General features: G+C 45.0%; 16 protein-coding genes. 13 read left to right on the top strand and 3 right to left on the bottom strand.

Features of this window, described 5'->3' with window-relative positions:
- The first annotated feature begins 113 nt into the window (after positions 1 to 113).
- From HDC91_RS19245 to HDC91_RS19215, 7 genes are all read left to right on the top strand, one after another.
- Complete coding sequence (locus tag HDC91_RS19245) at positions 114 to 2,168, top strand: M13 family metallopeptidase (protein ID WP_183554991.1); 2,055 nt, start codon at positions 114 to 116, stop codon at positions 2,166 to 2,168.
- Between the two features lie 108 nt (positions 2,169 to 2,276).
- The gene (gene pnuC, locus HDC91_RS19240; protein WP_183554989.1) at positions 2,277 to 2,912 is read left to right on the top strand and encodes a nicotinamide riboside transporter PnuC; all 636 of its coding nucleotides are present in this window, start codon (positions 2,277 to 2,279) and stop codon (positions 2,910 to 2,912) included.
- The gene (locus HDC91_RS19235; RefSeq protein ID WP_183554987.1) at positions 2,912 to 3,472 is read left to right on the top strand and encodes an AAA family ATPase; all 561 of its coding nucleotides are present in this window, start codon (positions 2,912 to 2,914) and stop codon (positions 3,470 to 3,472) included. The genes pnuC and HDC91_RS19235 overlap by 1 nt, the downstream gene beginning before the upstream one ends.
- A 131-nt stretch (positions 3,473 to 3,603) precedes the next feature.
- Positions 3,604 to 4,164, top strand: coding sequence for an RNA polymerase sigma factor (locus tag HDC91_RS19230; RefSeq protein ID WP_162430197.1), 561 nt, complete (start codon positions 3,604 to 3,606; stop codon positions 4,162 to 4,164).
- On the top strand, positions 4,161 to 4,727 hold the full coding sequence (locus HDC91_RS19225; protein ID WP_183554985.1) for a hypothetical protein: 567 nt from the start codon (positions 4,161 to 4,163) through the stop codon (positions 4,725 to 4,727). The genes HDC91_RS19230 and HDC91_RS19225 overlap by 4 nt, the downstream gene beginning before the upstream one ends.
- Positions 4,708 to 6,048 (top strand): hypothetical protein, encoded by a 1,341-nt coding sequence (locus tag HDC91_RS19220; protein WP_183554983.1) that lies wholly within the window; start codon positions 4,708 to 4,710, stop codon positions 6,046 to 6,048. Before HDC91_RS19225 ends, HDC91_RS19220 begins: the two co-directional genes overlap by 20 nt.
- A gap of 84 nt (positions 6,049 to 6,132) precedes the next feature.
- Positions 6,133 to 6,891 carry a TerC family protein gene (locus HDC91_RS19215; protein WP_183554981.1) on the top strand — a complete coding sequence of 253 codons (759 nt, stop codon included), beginning with the start codon at positions 6,133 to 6,135 and terminating at the stop codon, positions 6,889 to 6,891.
- A gap of 170 nt (positions 6,892 to 7,061) precedes the next feature.
- Here HDC91_RS19215 and HDC91_RS19210 read toward each other — a convergent pair whose 3' ends face one another.
- A complete protein-coding gene (locus tag HDC91_RS19210; RefSeq protein WP_183554979.1) occupies positions 7,062 to 9,323 on the bottom strand; it encodes a Tex family protein in 2,262 nt (753 codons plus the stop codon).
- A gap of 158 nt (positions 9,324 to 9,481) precedes the next feature.
- Here HDC91_RS19210 and HDC91_RS19205 point away from each other — a divergent pair, with 158 nt between their 5' ends.
- The gene (locus HDC91_RS19205) at positions 9,482 to 10,321 is read left to right on the top strand and encodes a transporter (RefSeq protein ID WP_183554977.1); all 840 of its coding nucleotides are present in this window, start codon (positions 9,482 to 9,484) and stop codon (positions 10,319 to 10,321) included.
- 17 nt (positions 10,322 to 10,338) lie between these two features.
- Positions 10,339 to 10,995, top strand: coding sequence for a metal-dependent transcriptional regulator (locus tag HDC91_RS19200; RefSeq protein ID WP_183554975.1), 657 nt, complete (start codon positions 10,339 to 10,341; stop codon positions 10,993 to 10,995).
- Positions 10,996 to 11,023: 28 nt separating this feature from the next.
- Here HDC91_RS19200 and HDC91_RS19195 read toward each other — a convergent pair whose 3' ends face one another.
- Complete coding sequence (locus HDC91_RS19195; protein ID WP_183554973.1) at positions 11,024 to 11,947, bottom strand: EamA family transporter; 924 nt, start codon at positions 11,945 to 11,947, stop codon at positions 11,024 to 11,026.
- A 112-nt stretch (positions 11,948 to 12,059) separates the two neighbouring features.
- On the opposite strand from HDC91_RS19195, the gene HDC91_RS19190 reads away from it, so the two are divergent.
- Positions 12,060 to 12,686, top strand: a complete 627-nt coding sequence (locus HDC91_RS19190; protein WP_183554971.1) for a CGNR zinc finger domain-containing protein — start codon at positions 12,060 to 12,062, stop codon at positions 12,684 to 12,686.
- Positions 12,687 to 12,738: 52 nt separating this feature from the next.
- Here the strand turns inward: HDC91_RS19190 and metK are convergent, their stop codons facing one another.
- Positions 12,739 to 13,989, bottom strand: a complete 1,251-nt coding sequence (gene metK, locus HDC91_RS19185) for a methionine adenosyltransferase (RefSeq protein WP_183554969.1) — start codon at positions 13,987 to 13,989, stop codon at positions 12,739 to 12,741.
- A gap of 207 nt (positions 13,990 to 14,196) precedes the next feature.
- Here metK and HDC91_RS19180 point away from each other — a divergent pair, with 207 nt between their 5' ends.
- The 3 genes from HDC91_RS19180 to pckA all read left to right on the top strand — a co-directional run bounded on the left by HDC91_RS19180 (position 14,197) and on the right by pckA (position 17,269).
- The gene (locus HDC91_RS19180) at positions 14,197 to 15,087 is read left to right on the top strand and encodes a diacylglycerol kinase family protein (RefSeq protein ID WP_183554967.1); all 891 of its coding nucleotides are present in this window, start codon (positions 14,197 to 14,199) and stop codon (positions 15,085 to 15,087) included.
- Positions 15,088 to 15,167: 80 nt separating this feature from the next.
- Positions 15,168 to 15,503, top strand: coding sequence for a translation initiation factor (locus HDC91_RS19175; RefSeq protein ID WP_183554965.1), 336 nt, complete (start codon positions 15,168 to 15,170; stop codon positions 15,501 to 15,503).
- 161 nt (positions 15,504 to 15,664) lie between these two features.
- Positions 15,665 to 17,269 carry a phosphoenolpyruvate carboxykinase (ATP) gene (pckA, locus tag HDC91_RS19170; protein WP_183554963.1) on the top strand — a complete coding sequence of 535 codons (1,605 nt, stop codon included), beginning with the start codon at positions 15,665 to 15,667 and terminating at the stop codon, positions 17,267 to 17,269.
- The last annotated feature ends 224 nt before the right edge of the window (positions 17,270 to 17,493 follow it).

Genomic DNA, 17,493 nt, shown 5'->3' with positions numbered 1-17,493 from the left:
ACCACCCTTTAAACTGATTTTTAGAAAAAATTACCTAAACAGGCCTGTACAGAAAAACATAACATTCTGTTTTTCCATACACTCCCTGTATTTTATTTTATACAAATTGTAAAATGATAATAAAAAAGTACACTCTGCATGCTGTTACAGCCTGCGCCATGAGCGCCTTATTACTAAGCGCTTGTAAGGATAAAAATAAAACGTACGCCGAGAATGATGTGGTGATCAAAAACATCGACAAAAGCGTAAAGCCCGGGGATGATTTTTTTATGTACGCCAATGGCACCTGGTTAAAAAATAATCCGATACCTGGAGCCTACTCGTCCTGGGGGATTGGTAACGCTGTGCAGGAAGACCTGCGCAATAAACTGAAAAAGATAAATGAAGACGCACTGAATGCCAATGCGGCTAAAGGCAGCAACACGCAAAAAATAGGCGATTTTTATTACAGCGGCATGGATACCGTTAACATTGAAAAGCAGGGCCTGGCCCCGTTAAAAGAGGAGCTGGCCAGGGTTGATAAGGTAACCGACGTGAGAACGCTGATAGAAGAATTTGCGCACCTGGAAACCATCGGGGTGCAAACGCCGTTTGGCGCTTATGCCGCGCAGGACGACCGCAACAGCGAAAAGATATTGATGCAGCTGTCGCAGTCGGGTATAGGGTTGCCTAACCGCGATTACTATTTTAACACAGACGAGCACAGCGCAGCTATACGTAACGATTACCAGCAAAAGCACTTGCCCGCTTTGTTTAAGCTGATAGGCCTTGACGATGCAGCAGCCAGGGCAGCTACGCAAAAAACGTATGCCATAGAGAAATTCCTGGCGGATAGTTCGCGCAAATTGGTTGACCTGCGCGACCCATACCATAATTATAACAAGATGGCGCTGGCGGGGTTAAGCAAACTGGCGCCGGTTGTTGACTGGAAAAAAACGTTTGAGCAAATGGATTTTAAGCAGGTTGATACGGTGATTGTTGGCCAGCCCGAGTATTATCGCGCGGTTAACAAGGCCCTTACAACTTTTACTGTTAACGACTGGAAGAACTACATCCGCAAAAATATCGTTAACGATTATAGCCCTTACCTGAGCAAGGCGTTTAGCGATGAAAGTTTCAGGTTTTATGGTACTGTTATTTCGGGCAGAAAAGAACAGTTGCCACGCTGGAAAAGGGTGCTGGATACCGAAGGCAGCCTGATGGGCGAAGTGCTTGGGCAAATATTTGTAAAAGAATACTTTCCCGAGAAAACCAAAAAGCGCTACGTTGATCTGGTAGAGGCTGTACGCACATCATTTGGTGAACACATTGACAAGCTTGACTGGATGAGTGCTGAGACCAAAAAGAAAGCGCATGACAAACTTGCCAAGGTGTTCCCTAAGGTAGGTTTCCCGGATAAATGGAAAGATTTTTCGTCGCTTGAAATAAACCGCGGCCCATATGCGCAAAATGTGATGCGCGGCAACAGCTACTGGCATAAATACAATGCGGATAAACTGGGTAAGCCCGTTGACCGCACCGAATGGGGGATGACGCCCCAAACGTATAATGCTTATTACAACCCGTCGAATAATGAAATTGTACTGCCGGCGGCCATATTTATTTTGCCATGGGCGATGGACGAGAATATAGACGATGCCGTTGTTTATGGTTATGGTGCGGCATCCACCATTGGCCACGAAATTACTCACGGCTTTGACGATCAGGGCCGCCAGTACGACGAGAAAGGGAACCTTAAAGCATGGTGGACACCGGCTGATTCTACAAAGTTTGCGCAGCGCGCCCAAATGCTGGTCGATCAGTTTAACGGTTACACCGTTTACGGCCAGCATATCAACGGAAAGGCAACCTTAGGCGAAAACATTGCAGATTTAGGAGGGATAACTATCGGCCTTGATGCCTTTAAAAAAACCGACCAGTATAAGCAAGGTAAAACTATTAACGGCCTTACCCCAATACAGCGCTACTTTTTAGGCTACGCCATGGGGTGGCTGGGCCAGGATAGAAAAGAATCGTTATTAAGCCAGATACTAACCAACGAGCACTCGCCCGGCTTTTTACGGGTAAACGGCCCTTTTAGTGATGTGCCCGAATTTTATGAAGCATTTGGCGTTAAAAAGGGCGACAAAATGTGGCTGGATCCCGATAAACGGGTAAAGATCTGGTAAAGCCTCACCCTGCCCTCTCCAAAGAAGAGGGTTAAAAGAGCCTCATCTTAAGTCCCTCTCCTTTGGAGAGGGGTTTGGGGTGAGACCTGCTTTTTATATCTTTACCGCATGCAAATCGTACACGCCCTGCAGCAGTGGTGGCAGCATCAAACCTGGCTCGAAATAACCGGGGTTATAACCGGGCTGCTCTGCGTGTACCTCGCTGCAAAAAATAATATCTGGAACTGGCCGTTTGCAATTATCAGCGTAACAATCTACGTCTTCATTTTTTTTGAAGCCCGCCTTTTTGCCGACATGGGCCTGCAAGTTTATTTTTTAGCCATGAACGTTTATGGCTGGTGGTACTGGAGCCGAAGGCCGGCAAATGAAAAAAAGATTCCCGTTGCCCGCATCACAAAAAAAGAAGTGGCCATATCTGCAGTGGCGATAATTATATTTACAATTTTACTCGGCTCGTTATTAAAATATACGCCCGCCTCATTCCCGTATCTTGATAGTTTTTGTACCGCTTGCAGCCTGGTTGCCCAGGTGTTTTTGGCTCGGAAGGTGCTCGAGAATTGGCTGATATGGATATTTGTAGATGTTGTATATGTGGGTGTATATATTTTTAAGGACCTTCACCTTACGGCCCTGATGTATGCCATATACGTAGCCATTGCGCTGATGGGATATCTCGATTGGAAAAAAGACTGGATAAGAGGCCGGAAAGAAACAAAAAGTAAGATCCAAGAAACAAGAAATTGATGATCAAATCCGAAATCGAAAGTTCGACATCCGAAATAATAAAAATAGCCGTTGTTGGCCCGGAGTCTACCGGTAAATCGCACATGTCGGCTTATTTGGCTAAGTATTACCAAACGGTTTGGGTGCCTGAATATGCGCGCGGGTATTGCGAAAAGCTAACCGCGCCCCCCACCTGGCAGGACGAGATAAACATGTTTTACGGGCAGCTTGCGTTAGAGGCGGAGTTGCTGCCTCAGGCAAATAAGATACTTATCTGCGATACTACGTTTATTACCGTAAAGATATGGAGCGACCAGATATTCGGTCAGGCGCCTCAACAGGTTATTAACGAATTGCCAAAACACCCATACAACCTTTACCTCTTACTGGATATCGACCTGCCCTGGCAGGACGACCCGCTGCGCGATTTCCCGCACCTGCGCGAGCATTTTATGCAGGTATGGCACACCGAATTGCAGGCGTTAAACGCCCGTTATGTGGTGATATCGGGCACCGGGGACAACCGGTACCAAAACGCTGTTGATGCGATAAGCACTTATCTCTCTGAACAGAAACTTTAGCGGAATTTTGGAAGGGCAGAATTCTGTATATCAATTAATTCTTAAAAATTTGGGTTCAGACATTTTTTTTCTTCCCACCGTGCAACGTTGTTAAATACCCTGCGTCATTTAACCTGAAACCTGTCATTAATTTGGAAGCCGTATATGTAGATAAACACTATAGCCTGGTGGTTGAGTGTAAACAGGGAAGTAAAAAGGCCTGTTATGAATTGTATCGATTATATGCTAAAGCGATGTTGAACGTCGCCTTTAGAATTGTGGGCAATATTGGCGAGGCGGAAGATGTTTTGCAGGAATCGTTTACGGATGCTTTTAATAAACTGAAGGATTTTAGGCAGGAAACAACCTTTGGTTTATGGTTAAAACAAATTGTTGTGCACCGCTCTATAAACCTTTTGCGAAAAAGGAAGTTAGCGTTTGTTGAAATAGAAGACGGGCAACTGGATAATGTACCCGACGAAGAGCCCTGGGATGATGAAGACGTACAATACCAGGTAGCACAGGTAAAAGAAGCCATGAAGGAGTTGCCCGAAGGCTACCGTGTGGTATTATCACTTTATCTTTTAGAAGGGTATGATCACGAGGAAATAGGGCAGATACTGAATATTACAGAAAACACCTCGAGAACGCAGTTTTTGAGGGCTAAAAGAAAATTGAGCGAGATATTATTAAGAAAGGGAATAAGAAAATGAGCAAGCGTTTAGAAGATTTTATGAGCAGCAACAGGGAAGAATTTGACGACCTGGAGCCACGCGCCGATATCTGGAACAATATTGCCAGGGAGTTGGATGCGTGGGAGGAAGCGGCGCCAAAAAAGCGCGAAGCAAAAACCTTTTCACTGGGTTTTGTACTAAAGGTAGCCGCTTCGGTGATCGTAGTTATGGGTTTAGGTTTCGCTGTGTACCTAAAAGGCCAGCATACGGCAACCGTAAACCTGGCCGATATTAACCCCACTTATGCCAGGCAACAAATGCACTATGCATCGATGATAGAGAGCAAGCGCACCAGGTTAAAACTGGTTGCCAAATTTGACCCGCAGCTTTACAATGAGTTTACTGCCGACCTGAAAAAAATGGACGCCAACTACAAAAAACTAAATATAGATTTAGCCACCAGCCCTAACCAGGAGCGTGTTTTACGTGCAATGATCCGGAACTTGCAAATACAAACAGAGGTGCTTAATCAGCAACTGAGCGTAATTGAACAATTTAATCAAAGTAAAAAGGATCATCAAAATGAAAACAAGGATATTTAAACACAGCCTGCTTGCGGCTTTCGCCGCACTGGCCTTAACCACTACCGTAGCAGCACAGGACTCTGTTGTGGCCCCGCCTGCGCCACCCGCCCCGCCCAAAGTTTATTTATTTAAGGAAAATAAAGCCTTTAAGAAAAACATGGCCGACCTTAAAATAAAAATGAAGGACCTGAAGGTGAAGATGGGCAAAATGAAATTCAAGCAAAACGCGGATCTTAAGTTTGCCTTTAAAGATTTTGACAAAAACTTCAAAGAAAACTTTAAAGATTTCGGTAAAAATTTCCGGGATTTTGGAAAAAACTTTGCCGGCAGCTTTAGCGAGCTATCGCCCAATTTTTCCGAAGGGTTTAAGAACATGGATGGCATAAGCTTCAATAACAACTTTAGCGATGATGAATACAAGCAGAAGGTTGCCAGCGGCCAGATTACCGAAAAGGTAAAAAATTACAGTAAAAGCTACAGCGCTGATGGGAATGATATTTTGCAGATCAACAACAAGTTTGGTAAAGTAGTGGTTAACACCTGGGCCAAAAACGAATTTAAGGTTGATGTACAGATGAAGTTTGGCTCCGACGATGAGGATTTTGTGAACAAGATGATAGAGGGCTCAAGCATCAGCGATAGCAAGGTAGGTTCAATCGTATCATTTAAGACTAACCTGCCACGTAATACCAACAGCCATGGCAACACCCATATGGAAATAAATTACACCGTATACATGCCCGCCGGGAATACATTAGATCTTACCAACCAGTTCGGCAGCGTTACCCTGCCCGACCTTACCGGTAAAACCATATTAAGAGTGTCATATGGCGCATTGAATGCTCAACAGCTTTTAAATAAGGATAACGATGTAAAGGTGAGGTTTGGGGATGCTACCCTGGTTACCTTTAATGGCGGCAAGCTGGATATTGGTTACGGCAAGCTAAAAGCCGGCACGGTAAGCAATGTTAACGCCGATGTATCTTTTGGAGGCATGACCGTAGACAGGCTAAAAAACAACGTAGACGTAAATATCAAATACGGTAACGGCTTTGATATCGGATCGATTGACAAATCGGTACGCAACCTTACCATCAATGCATCGTTCACAAAAATAAAGCTCGATTTTAAGGAAGCCGACAGCTTTAATTTTGATGTGGTTACCAAATTTGGCGGCTTTAACTATGATGACGACAGGATGAAAGTTACCGACAAATCACCAAGCGACAGCGAGCGCGGATGGTCGTCAACAAAAACCTACAAAGGGTACATAGGGAAAAGTAACAGCGATGGTAAGATTGCCATTAATGCCAGTTATACCGATGTAAAGTTCTATTAAAAACTATTGATCAAGCATAAATTTAAAACCCTTGCCATAACGGCAGGGGTTTTGCTATTTTAGCCCTGAAAAAGTTTACACCGAATGGAAATATTAACCGACCCGGAAGCGTGGGTTTCGCTGATAACGCTAACCCTTTTAGAGATAGTGCTGGGTATCGATAATGTGATATTTATATCCATATTATCAGATAAACTGCCAAGGAACCAGCAGGAAAAGGGCCGTAAGATAGGCCTGGCAATGGCAATGATAACCCGCATATTGCTGCTGCTTACCATCACCTGGGTTATGAAACTCACTGCGCCATTGTTCAACATTTCGGGCATGTTGGGCGTTACCGACCCTGAATGGGTAGAAAAGCTGGCCATCTCTGGCCGCGACCTGATACTTATTATCGGCGGCTTGTTCCTTATATATAAGAGCACTGCCGAAATACATCATAAAATTGAAGGCGAAGACGAAAATGAAGGAAATGTTAAACCGCATTCGTTTTGGGGAACCATTGTTCAGATCATGCTGCTGGACATCGTTTTCTCGCTCGATTCGGTTATTACCGCGGTTGGTATGGCCAAGCACGTAGAAATTATGATAGCTGCGGTAGTAATAGCTGTAGGTATTATGATGTGGGCATCAAGCGGCGTAGCCAATTTTGTGAACAAACACCCAACTGTAAAAATGCTGGCGCTATCGTTCTTGTTATTAATTGGCGTATCGCTGTTAGCCGAGGCTCTTGAGCAGCATATTCCTAAAGGATATATTTACTTCGCAATGGCTTTCTCGATACTGGTTGAGATGCTGAACCTTAAAATGCGGTCAAAACGAAATGCCAAAACTACCCATTAAGTGGTTAAGCAGTATGATCAGTGTACCGGAATAAGTCACTGTAATAGGGCATATTAAGCCTTGGTTTTGATCATCAGGATAGATTAAGGCTTACAGCGGGGCGAGGCACCCGCCGCGCTGTAAGCATAAATTCCGGTATGCGGCAGAACGCTGAATTATACAAAGCAATTCTATTTAAACTTATTTTTAAGGGCGGCCAGTTTGCTCGTCATATCCATTTCGGGTTCCGGTTGTACCTTTTTTGTAAAGGTTTTTTGAACCGGTTTTTGATCGCGGGGTTTAGTTCCGCCTTGTTCGCGTTTTTCGCTCTCTTTCATTGATAGCGAAATGCGCTTGCGGTTAACATCCACTTCGGTAACGGTTACCTCAACCTTTTGGTGCACTTTTAATACCTCGTTAGGGTCTTTTATAAAACGGTTGGTTATCTGGCTCAAGTGCACCAGGCCATCCTGATGAACGCCGATATCTACGAAGGCGCCGAAGTTGGTAATGTTGGTTACAATGCCAGGCAGTTTCATGCCCGTTTTCAGATCGCCAATGGCGTTAACACCTTCGGTAAAACTAAATGCTTCAAACTGTTCACGCGGGTCGCGGCCGGGTTTGGCCAGCTCGGCAATAATGTCGTTTAGCGTGGGCAACCCAACCGTATCTGAAATATATTTTTGCAATGGGATGGATTTACGCAAGTTATTATCGCGCATCAAATCCTGCACGCTGCATTTCAGGTCTTTGGCCATTTGCTCAACAAGCGCGTAGCGTTCCGGGTGTACCGAGCTGCTATCCAAAGGGTTTTCCGCTTCGCGGATACGTAAAAAGCCTGCGGCCTGTTCGTATGCCTTGTCGCCCAGGCGGGCCACTTTTTTAAGCTGGTCGCGGCGTTTAAAAGCGCCGTTTTGGTTGCGGTACTCTACAATGTTTTGCGCCAGTTGCGGGCCAAGGCCCGATACATACGATAATATTTGTTTTGATGCGGTATTAAGTTCCACACCCACTGCATTCACACAGCTGATAACGGTGTCGTCAAGCGATGTTTGCAATTTGTTTTGGTCTACATCGTGCTGATACTGACCTACGCCGATGGATTTCGGGTCTATCTTTACCAATTCGGCCAGCGGGTCCATCAAACGGCGACCAATAGAAACAGCGCCCCGTACGGTAATGTCCTTATCCGGGAACTCCTCGCGGGCAACATCAGATGCTGAATAGATGGAAGCCCCGCTTTCGTTTACCATAACAACGGTTGCTCCCGGCAGGTTAAGGTTTCGTATAAACAGTTCTGTTTCGCGGCCAGCGGTGCCGTTGCCTATAGCGATTGCTTCAATGTTGTATCGCTCAAATAAGTGCTGAACGGTTTTCCCGGCTTCTTTGGCCTGCCCTGCACCGGTATGGGGGTAAATGGCAGTGTTTTCTAATAGTTTTCCCTGTTCATCCAGGCAAACTACCTTACAACCCGTGCGGAAACCCGGGTCGATGGCCATTATCCGTTTCTGACCAAGCGGAGCGCCCAGCAATAATTGGCGTGCATTTTCTGCAAACACCCTTATCGCTTCTTCGTCGGCTTTCTTTTTGGTAAGCAGGCGTATCTCAGTCTCCATCGATGGTTTAAGCAAGCGCTTGTACCCGTCGGCTATCGCCAGCCCAACCTGCGATGCAGCGGCATTGCGCGAAGTAATAAATTCGCGCTCTAACAAAGCGATAGCGTCCTCTTCGGCAGGTTTTATGTCCAGGTAAAGTATCTCTTCCTTTTCGCCGCGGCGCATGGCCAGTATGCGGTGCGAGGGCGCTGTTTTAACAGGCTCTGTCCAATCAAAATAATCTTTGTATTTAATGCCCTCTTCCTCTTTGCCCGGTGCCACTTTCGACTCAAAAACGCCCTTCTCGGTAAATAAGTGGCGCATCTTAGCCCTTGTTTCGGCATGTTCGCTAATGTGCTCGGCAATAATATCACGCGCGCCGGCAAGCGCTTCCTCAATAGTATTTACGCCTTTTTCCGGATCGATAAATTTGCCCGCTTCCAGTTCAACATCAAAATTCTTTTGAGCCAAAACAGCATCGGCCAGGGGTTGTAAACCTTTTTCGCGGGCTGCCGTTGCGCGGGTTTTGCGTTTGGGGCGGTATGGCAGGTAAATATCTTCCAACATCACCATGGTTTCGGCGGTGTTTATCTGCTCTTCCAGTTCAGGCGTAAGCTTGCCCATATCAGTAAGCGATTTCAAAATAGCTTCGCGGCGTTTATCCAACTCGCGCAGTTGCTGCACACGGTCGCGGATGGCGGCCACCTGCACCTCGTCAAGACTGCCTGTAGCTTCTTTACGGTAACGGGATATGAAAGGCACCGTTGCGCCTTCGTCAAGCAGGTTAATGGTTGCGCTTACCTGTTTGCTTGCTATAGAAAGCTCCCGGGCTATTTTTATGTTGTAATCAGATTCCACAGTTATAATAATTATACCGATCAATTTTTTGTCGTTTATCGGGAATGCGAAGTTGGTACTCTTTAATCAAAAATCAAAAGCAATTAAAACAATCTATTTATTAGGCTTATCTAATAAATTATAATCGCTTAACCTAATTTTAGTATATTTGACCAATCATGAAGATGTCTTTAACGCTATTGGGTTGTGGAATAATGCTGACGTATGTTACTGCCTACGGGCAAACAGATACTACCCGGCACAAATACAACTTGTTTAACCCTGTGCCAAAGGACAAAATGAAAGACATGGAAACCGACAGGCCGGATGTTACCGAGAGCGCATATACGGTAGAAGCAGGCCATTTCCAGGTAGAAAGTGATTTGTTCAGGCATGTGCGTAATACAAGCGATGGCGTGCATAGCATCCAGAACACGTATAACCTGGCTAACTATAAACTGGGTTTAACTGAGCGCTCAGACATACAGCTTGTGGTGCCAACCTATACAACCATAACCATGCGTAACATAATTACAGGCAAAATAATAAACAAGGCCGCCGGCATTGACGATATCTCCGTACGCTTCAAATATAACCTGTGGGGGCATAATGGGGGTAAAACGGCGCTTGCGGCCCTGCCTTACGTCGTGCTGCCTACGTCGTCGTTTTCCAGCACGGCTACGCAATATGGCATAGTATTCCCATTTGCGCTGTCGCTTACCGATAAGTGGAACTTTGGTTCGCAGGTCTCGGTTAATATAGCTAAGGAAGAAGACAATGCTTTTCATCCCGAATATCTATACTCTTTCACTTTTGGCCGGGAGATCACTGAAGATCTGAGCGCCTTTGTAGAGGGTGTTGCTACCTATAATGTATTTAAAAAGAACGCCGAGACCTTTGCCAACGGCGGCCTGATTTTTTCTGTGACAGATAACCTAAACATTGATGCGGGGGTAAATATTGGCCTTAAACAAACTTCTGACAAAATATATTTTCTGGGTTTTTCGTTCCGGTACTAATTAAGCTTATTTGAAAGATGCATACCCTATCAGAACAGAATTACCTGAAATGTATTTATCGGCTTGGGCAGGATAAAGGGAAGAAAATAACACCAACCGCAATTGCCGCGCTGCTTGGTAACAGCCCGGCCTCGGTGGTTGATATGATACGCAAGCTTACCGATAAGCACCTTATAGTGTATGATAAAAGGAAAGGCGTAGAGCTGACCGAACCGGGACACAAACATGCCGCGCTTATTGTACGCCGGCACCGCCTTTGGGAAGTTTTTTTGATGGAAAAATTAGGCTACCATTGGGACGAGATACATGATATTGCCGAGGAATTGGAACACATTAACGATGCATCGCTGGCCGACAGGCTGGATAAGTTCCTGGGATTCCCGGAATATGACCCGCACGGCGACCCTATACCCCAGGCAGATGGTAAAATTCCCAAGCGGCACGCTACAACGCTTGTTAATGCCCCCGCAGGGTGCAATTGCCGCGTGGTTGGGGTAAAAGATTCCTCAGCCCAGTTTTTACAATATCTGCTAAAGCTTAAAATTAATATCGGCACAATAATCCGGGTAATAGAAAAGATCCCGTTCGATGGCTCGCTTACGATCTGCATCGACGAAAAAGACCAGAAAACGGTTTCACAAAAATTTGGCGAAAGCATATTGGTTGATGTATAAATCATTAATCCCCTCGGTAACTTATATACTAATCAGCATGTTTGCTCTTTAAGTATGCGGGTAAGTTAACCAAAAGTATTCCAACTAAAATTACAATCAGGCTTATCAGCTGCGCGGCGTTTACCCGCTCATTTATAAGTAACCAACCCAATAGTACCGCTACAACGGGGTTTACGTAAGTGTGGGTACTTATTATAGCCGGCGGCTTTATGCTGATAAGCCATACAAATGAAAGGTAAGCCACTAGCGATCCGAAAACCACAAGGAACAGTAATCCTGCCCATGCTTCGGCGCTTACGTTAGCGAATGAAAAGCCAGCCTGCTCGTGTTTCGCAAATGCTATAATCGCGCTTGCAGCACCCGCGGCTAATAATTGTATGCTGGCGTTCATAGTAGATGAACTGCTGCCCTTGCTGTTTTTGGTGATTAACGCCCCCAGCACCCAAAGAACCGCGCTGAATAACACCACAATACTGGCTATGGTAGCCAGGGGCGAAGGATTTACCACCGATACACCAAGTTTAAGGAACAGGAATATGCCGGCAAAGCCGATAATAAGGCCGCTAAGGATATATTTGTTTGAAAAGTATTCAGACCAGTTCTTCCTGTCGAGCAGTAAAAATATCAGGGGCTCGGTAGCTACCAGTATGGCGGCCTGCCCCGAGCTGATGTATTGCTCGGCCCAGGCTATCATACCGGTGCCGCCAACCAGCATCATGATGCCGCTAATGGCATGGCGCCATAGGTTGCGCGATACAGGCAGGCTTTCGCCCTTAAATTTACACCAGGCAAAAAATATAACGCCTGCCATAGCATAACGTAACCCTACCAGTATAAATGGAGGGAAGCTTTTAAGCCCGTAAATAACCGCCAGGTAGGTTGACCCCCAAATGATATATATGTTAAAAAACGCGAACGCTACCAGTAACGGTGAAACCAGTTTTTTTTTCATCACCAAAACCATTTAATTTTTACTATCATAAGTGGTAACGCTGGTAAAAGTAATAATGTTTTTTACTATCTAAAATATTTTTGGTGGTAAACATTATATATTTGATATAACAATGAGTAAGGTTAGAAATATAGCTAATTTACCTTTAGACGGGGGCCTGCTTTGCCTTGATTTTGTAAATACCGTACAAACGCGTAAAAAGGAGGTGTTTCATGAGTATATACCTAATTACGGGGCATTTTTACAGTGGTGCGTTAAGTTAAATATCATCAGCCCAAAAGAGTTGAAAATGTTTAGTGATATAACAGAACACGCACCGGCTTCGGCTATTACGGCCTATCATCATGTTATGATAGCACGCGAACTGTTGTATAAAGTATTTTCGGCAAGGGCCGCGGGTATGCCGGTAGATAAGGATGTTTTAGGTGGCTTTAACGAATTGCTGGCAGAGACCCTGCAGCACATTGGCTTTGATAACGCGAAAGATGGGTTAAAAGAGGTTTGGCAAAATACCGAAGATAATATTGTAGCCCCATTGTGGAAGGTAATTAAATCGGCCTATGACATTTTAACCGCGCCCGAAGCCAGGTACGTAAAAGAATGCCCGGCCTGCGGTTGGCTGTTTCTGGATAAAAGCCGCACCCATACCCGGCGGTGGTGTAACCCGCTGGAATGTGGCAGTGTGGATAAAGCTACACGTTATTATCATCGCCAGAAAGCGAAAAAGCAACAAGCATAAAAAAAGACACGCTCCAATAGCGTGTCTTTTTTTATTTTAAGTAAACTGGTTATTATAAACCAAAGGCGCTTTTCACCTTATCTACGTAATCAAGCTTTTCCCAGGTAAACAGTTCCACTTCGCGGGTTACAATGCTGCCGTCGTGCGCACGGAACGATTTGGTAACCGTTACGTTAGGGCGGCCGAAATGGCCATAGGCAGCGGTTTCGCTGTAAATAGGGTTACGTAATTTAAAACGGGTTTCAATGGCGTATGGCGTCATGTTAAAAATGCTTTCAACCTTTTTAGCTATTTCGCCATCATTTAAATCAACTTTGGCAGTGCCGTAAGTGTTTACGTAAATGCCCATAGGCTGTGCCACACCAATAGCGTATGATACCTGAACCAAAACTTCGCTGCAAATACCGGCAGCTACCAGGTTTTTGGCAATATGGCGGGTAGCGTAAGCAGCAGAGCGGTCAACTTTGGACGGGTCTTTGCCACTAAATGCACCACCACCGTGCGCGCCCTTACCGCCATAAGTATCAACAATAATTTTACGTCCGGTTAAGCCGGTATCGCCATGGGGCCCGCCGATAACAAATTTGCCGGTTGGGTTAATATGATATTTGATCTGGTCGTTAAAGAAATGCGCGTACTTTGGATATTTAGCCTTAACACGCGGGATCAGGATATCAACAATATCGCTGCTGATCTTTGACAGCATAGCCTCCTCATCACCAAAGTCATCGTGCTGAGTTGATATCACTATGGCATCTATGCGGGTTGGCTGATTGTTGTCGTCATATTCAAGCGTAACCTGCGATTTCGCATCCGGGCGCAGGTATTTGATATCGGTATTTTCGCGGCGGATAGCGGCAAGCTCTACTAATAAAGCGTGTGCAATATCCAAAGCCAAGGGCATATAGTTATCTGTTTCTACCGTAGCATAGCCAAACATCATCCCCTGGTCGCCGGCGCCCTGCTCTTCTTTGGCTTTGCGGTCAACTCCCTGGTTAATATCAGGCGATTGCTCGTGTATAGCTGATAATACACCGCACGAACTGCCGTCAAACATATATTCGCCTTTGGTATAACCAATACGGTTGATTACATCGCGGGCAATTTTTTGTACATCTAAATAAGCCTTTGATTTAACCTCGCCGGCTAAAATAACCTGCCCGGTTGTTACCAATGTTTCGCAGGCTACCTTCGACTCCGGGTCGAATGCTAAGAAATTATCAATTAATGCGTCCGATATCTGATCGGCAACTTTATCCGGATGCCCTTCTGATACGGATTCGGATGTAAATAAGTATGGCATATTATTTAAAATAAACGTAAATCGAAAGGTGAAAGTTCTATCTGAAACGTTGTAAAAGGAGCAGGGTTAGCACTTTTTTACGTGGTTGCAATACGCTCCTCCCAATTTCAGAGGGCGTTAAATCAGTCCACTTTCGGGTGGCAAAAATAAAACAATTTTTCACAAAGCCGAAAATACATTTACTTTTGACGACTGAAACCCATATAGTTGAAAAGGAAAGCTTTATTTATAATAAACCCGGTATCGGGCGGGAAGAAAAAGGATGGTGTGCCGGAGCTTGTGGGAAAGTACCTTGACCCGGCTATTTTTGAATATGATATTGAATACACTACCGGTATTTTTCATGCCCACGACCTTGCCAGGGCGGCGGTAGGCGAGTACGAAGTTGTTGTTGCCGTTGGGGGCGACGGTACCGTGAACGAAATAGCATCGGCAATTGCCGAAACAGATACGATTTTAGGTATTATCCCCTTTGGCTCGGGCAACGGCCTGTCCCGGTTCCTGAATATACCAATGGATACCGAAGGCGCCCTTAAAACCATGAACGCCGGACGGACAATTACTATTGATGCAGGTAAAATGAACGGGCAATGGTTCTTTAACATGGCGGGCATGGGGTTTGACGCCCATATAAGCCATGTGTTTGCGTATGGTAGCGAAAAACGCGGCTTTATCAGCTATTTCAAATCGTCGTTAAAGGAGATAGCTAACTATAAGGCCAAAGATTACCAGATAGAGATAGACGGGATCACATACGCCCGTGAAGCGTTTATGCTGAGCACGGCCAATTCATCGCAATATGGCAACAATGCGCATGTATCGCCGCATGCATCGGTGCAGGATGGTTTATTGGATGTATGTATCATCAAGCCTTTCCCGCTTTGGCGCTTCCCCGAAATGGGGCTGCGTATGTTTACTAAAACCGCCGATAGTTCGAGGTTTGTAGAAATTATTAAAGGGAAGCATATTCATATTACCCGTGCTCAAAGCGGGCCCATTCACCTGGATGGCGAACCACAGGACGCCGGTACAGATATAAAGATAGATATAGTACCTAATGCGCTAAAAGTTATTGTCGGCGGAGGGTATAAAAATTAAGGGCCCCTTTAGGGTTAAAAATAACGAATAATTATATTAACAGGTGTACCCCAAACAGGGGAAGATTTAGAGGGGCTACTATGGCAAAGAAGAATTTTACGGGCATCATGTATTCAACAGATCCTGATTTTCAGTACCAGGAAGAAGGCGGCAACGAACAGCAGACCCTGCCGCCACAGCAACAAAACCTTAAAATATTTTTAGACCGGATAAAAGGCAATAAGCTGGTGACCCGCGTTAATGGCTTTATCGGGCTTGACGCCGATCTGCAGGTCATCGGTAAAAAGCTGAAAACCAAATGCGGCGTAGGAGGCTCTGTTAAGGATGGCGAGATACTGCTGCAGGGTGATTTCAGGGATAAGGTGCTAACCATGCTGCAAACAGATGGTTTTAAGGCAAAAAAAGCCGGAGGTTAGTGTATCGACATAAAAAATAATTGCTAACATTAACGATTGATTATTAATGATTTATGTAGTGTGTAAAACGTACATTATGTAAATAAATACTGCAAAACACTTGTTTGTTAGTGTATCAAACAGGTAATTTTGCGGCAACCAATTATAAATCAATCTTCTTAATGAAAAGTATGAATAACCGGGTACCCCAATTAGGGTATCTTAACCTGGCAAAGGCCCCTGCTATTTTATATCAGCTAACCCCCGCACAACTTGTTGAAGCCGCAATAAAAAGGAACGAAGGCGTTTTGAGCGACTCCGGCGCGCTTGCCATTGATACGGGCGCATTTACCGGCCGCTCGCCCAAGGACCGTTTTATTGTTGATGACCATATCACCCATGATAATGTATGGTGGGGAAGCATCAATTTTAAGTTTGACGGTGCAAAGTTTAACGCCTTATATAATAAGATGACCAGTTACCTTGCCGGGCGCGAGATTTTTGTGCGCGACTCATGCGCCTGTGCCAACGAAAAATACCATATAGATATACGTGTAGTAACCGAAACCGCTTACCAAAACCTGTTTGTACACCACCTCTTCATTCGCCCGGAGGTTATTAACCCCGAAAACCAGCCGGAGTGGACTATAATTGCCGCGCCGGGCTTTATGGCCGACCCTGAAGTTGACGGCACAAGGCAGCCGAACTTTTCCGTCATCAGCTTTAGCAAAAAGATGATACTGATTGGCGGTACGGGTTACACCGGCGAGATCAAGAAAGCGATATTTTCGGTGTTAAACTTTATCCTGCCGTACGATAAACAGGTACTGCCTATGCATTGTTCGGCCAATACGGGCAGCAAGGGCGATACCGCGGTTTTCTTTGGTTTATCGGGTACGGGCAAAACCACACTCTCTGCCGATCCGCAGCGCAACCTGATAGGCGACGACGAACACGGCTGGAGCGATTACACCATATTTAATTTTGAAGGCGGGTGTTATGCCAAATGTTCGGGCCTTACGGCCGAAAAAGAACCGCAAATATTCAGTGCTATAAAATATGGCGCACTGCTTGAGAACGTTAATTTTTATCCGGGTACGCGCAAGGTTGACTTTAATAATATAGATAAGACCGAAAATACGCGGGTTGCATATCCGTTATCTAACGTAAACAACGCCGTAATACCGTCAATAGGGGCATCGCCAAAAAATATATTCTTTTTAACTGCCGATGCGTTTGGCATATTGCCGCCGGTTTCAAAATTAACGGCCGAGCAAGCCATGTATCATTTTATATCCGGATATACAGCTAAGATAGCAGGTACAGAAACCGGTATAACCGAGCCTAAAGCAACCTTTTCTGCCTGTTTTGGCGAGGCCTTTTTACCCTTGCACCCGGTTACCTACGCCAAACTGCTGGGTAAAAAAATAAAAGAGCACCAGGTAAATGTGTGGCTGGTAAACACCGGCTGGACCGGCGGCGCCTACGGAACCGGGCAGCGCATGAAACTTTCATACACCAGGGCCATGATAACCGCGGCAATAAATGGGGGGCTTGATCATGTACAGTACCACCAACACCCGGTATTTAATATGATGATACCTGAAAGCTGCCCCAACGTACCCGATGAAGTGCTTGATCCTAAAAACATCTGGGCCAGCCCTGAAAATTATGAAGACAGTGCAAACAAGCTGGCAGCAGCGTTTGTTAAAAATTTTGAAAAGTACGCCGCTTACAGCACCGCAGATATTATAAACGCAGGGCCAAACGTAGCCGAAACAGTGTAGTTAGACGCGATTATATCAGTTTAGTTACACATTTTTTATGTGTTATAACTTGCTATTATTAAAAAAAATGGGTTTCATTGTAAAAAATTGTCTGCCTGACAGACAATTTTTCTGTTTTAAAGCGTTAAGTAATCACCAATTTGCAGAACGCTGAAAGCTGTATATTAAATTATTATAAAGAATTACATAAAAAGTTTTTTTATTTCATTTAAATTCTATTTTTG

It is taken from the genome of Mucilaginibacter sp. AK015, from assembly GCF_014200785.1.
Lineage (GTDB): Bacteria > Bacteroidota > Bacteroidia > Sphingobacteriales > Sphingobacteriaceae > Mucilaginibacter.
This window is presented reverse-complemented; position numbering and strand designations above follow the sequence as displayed.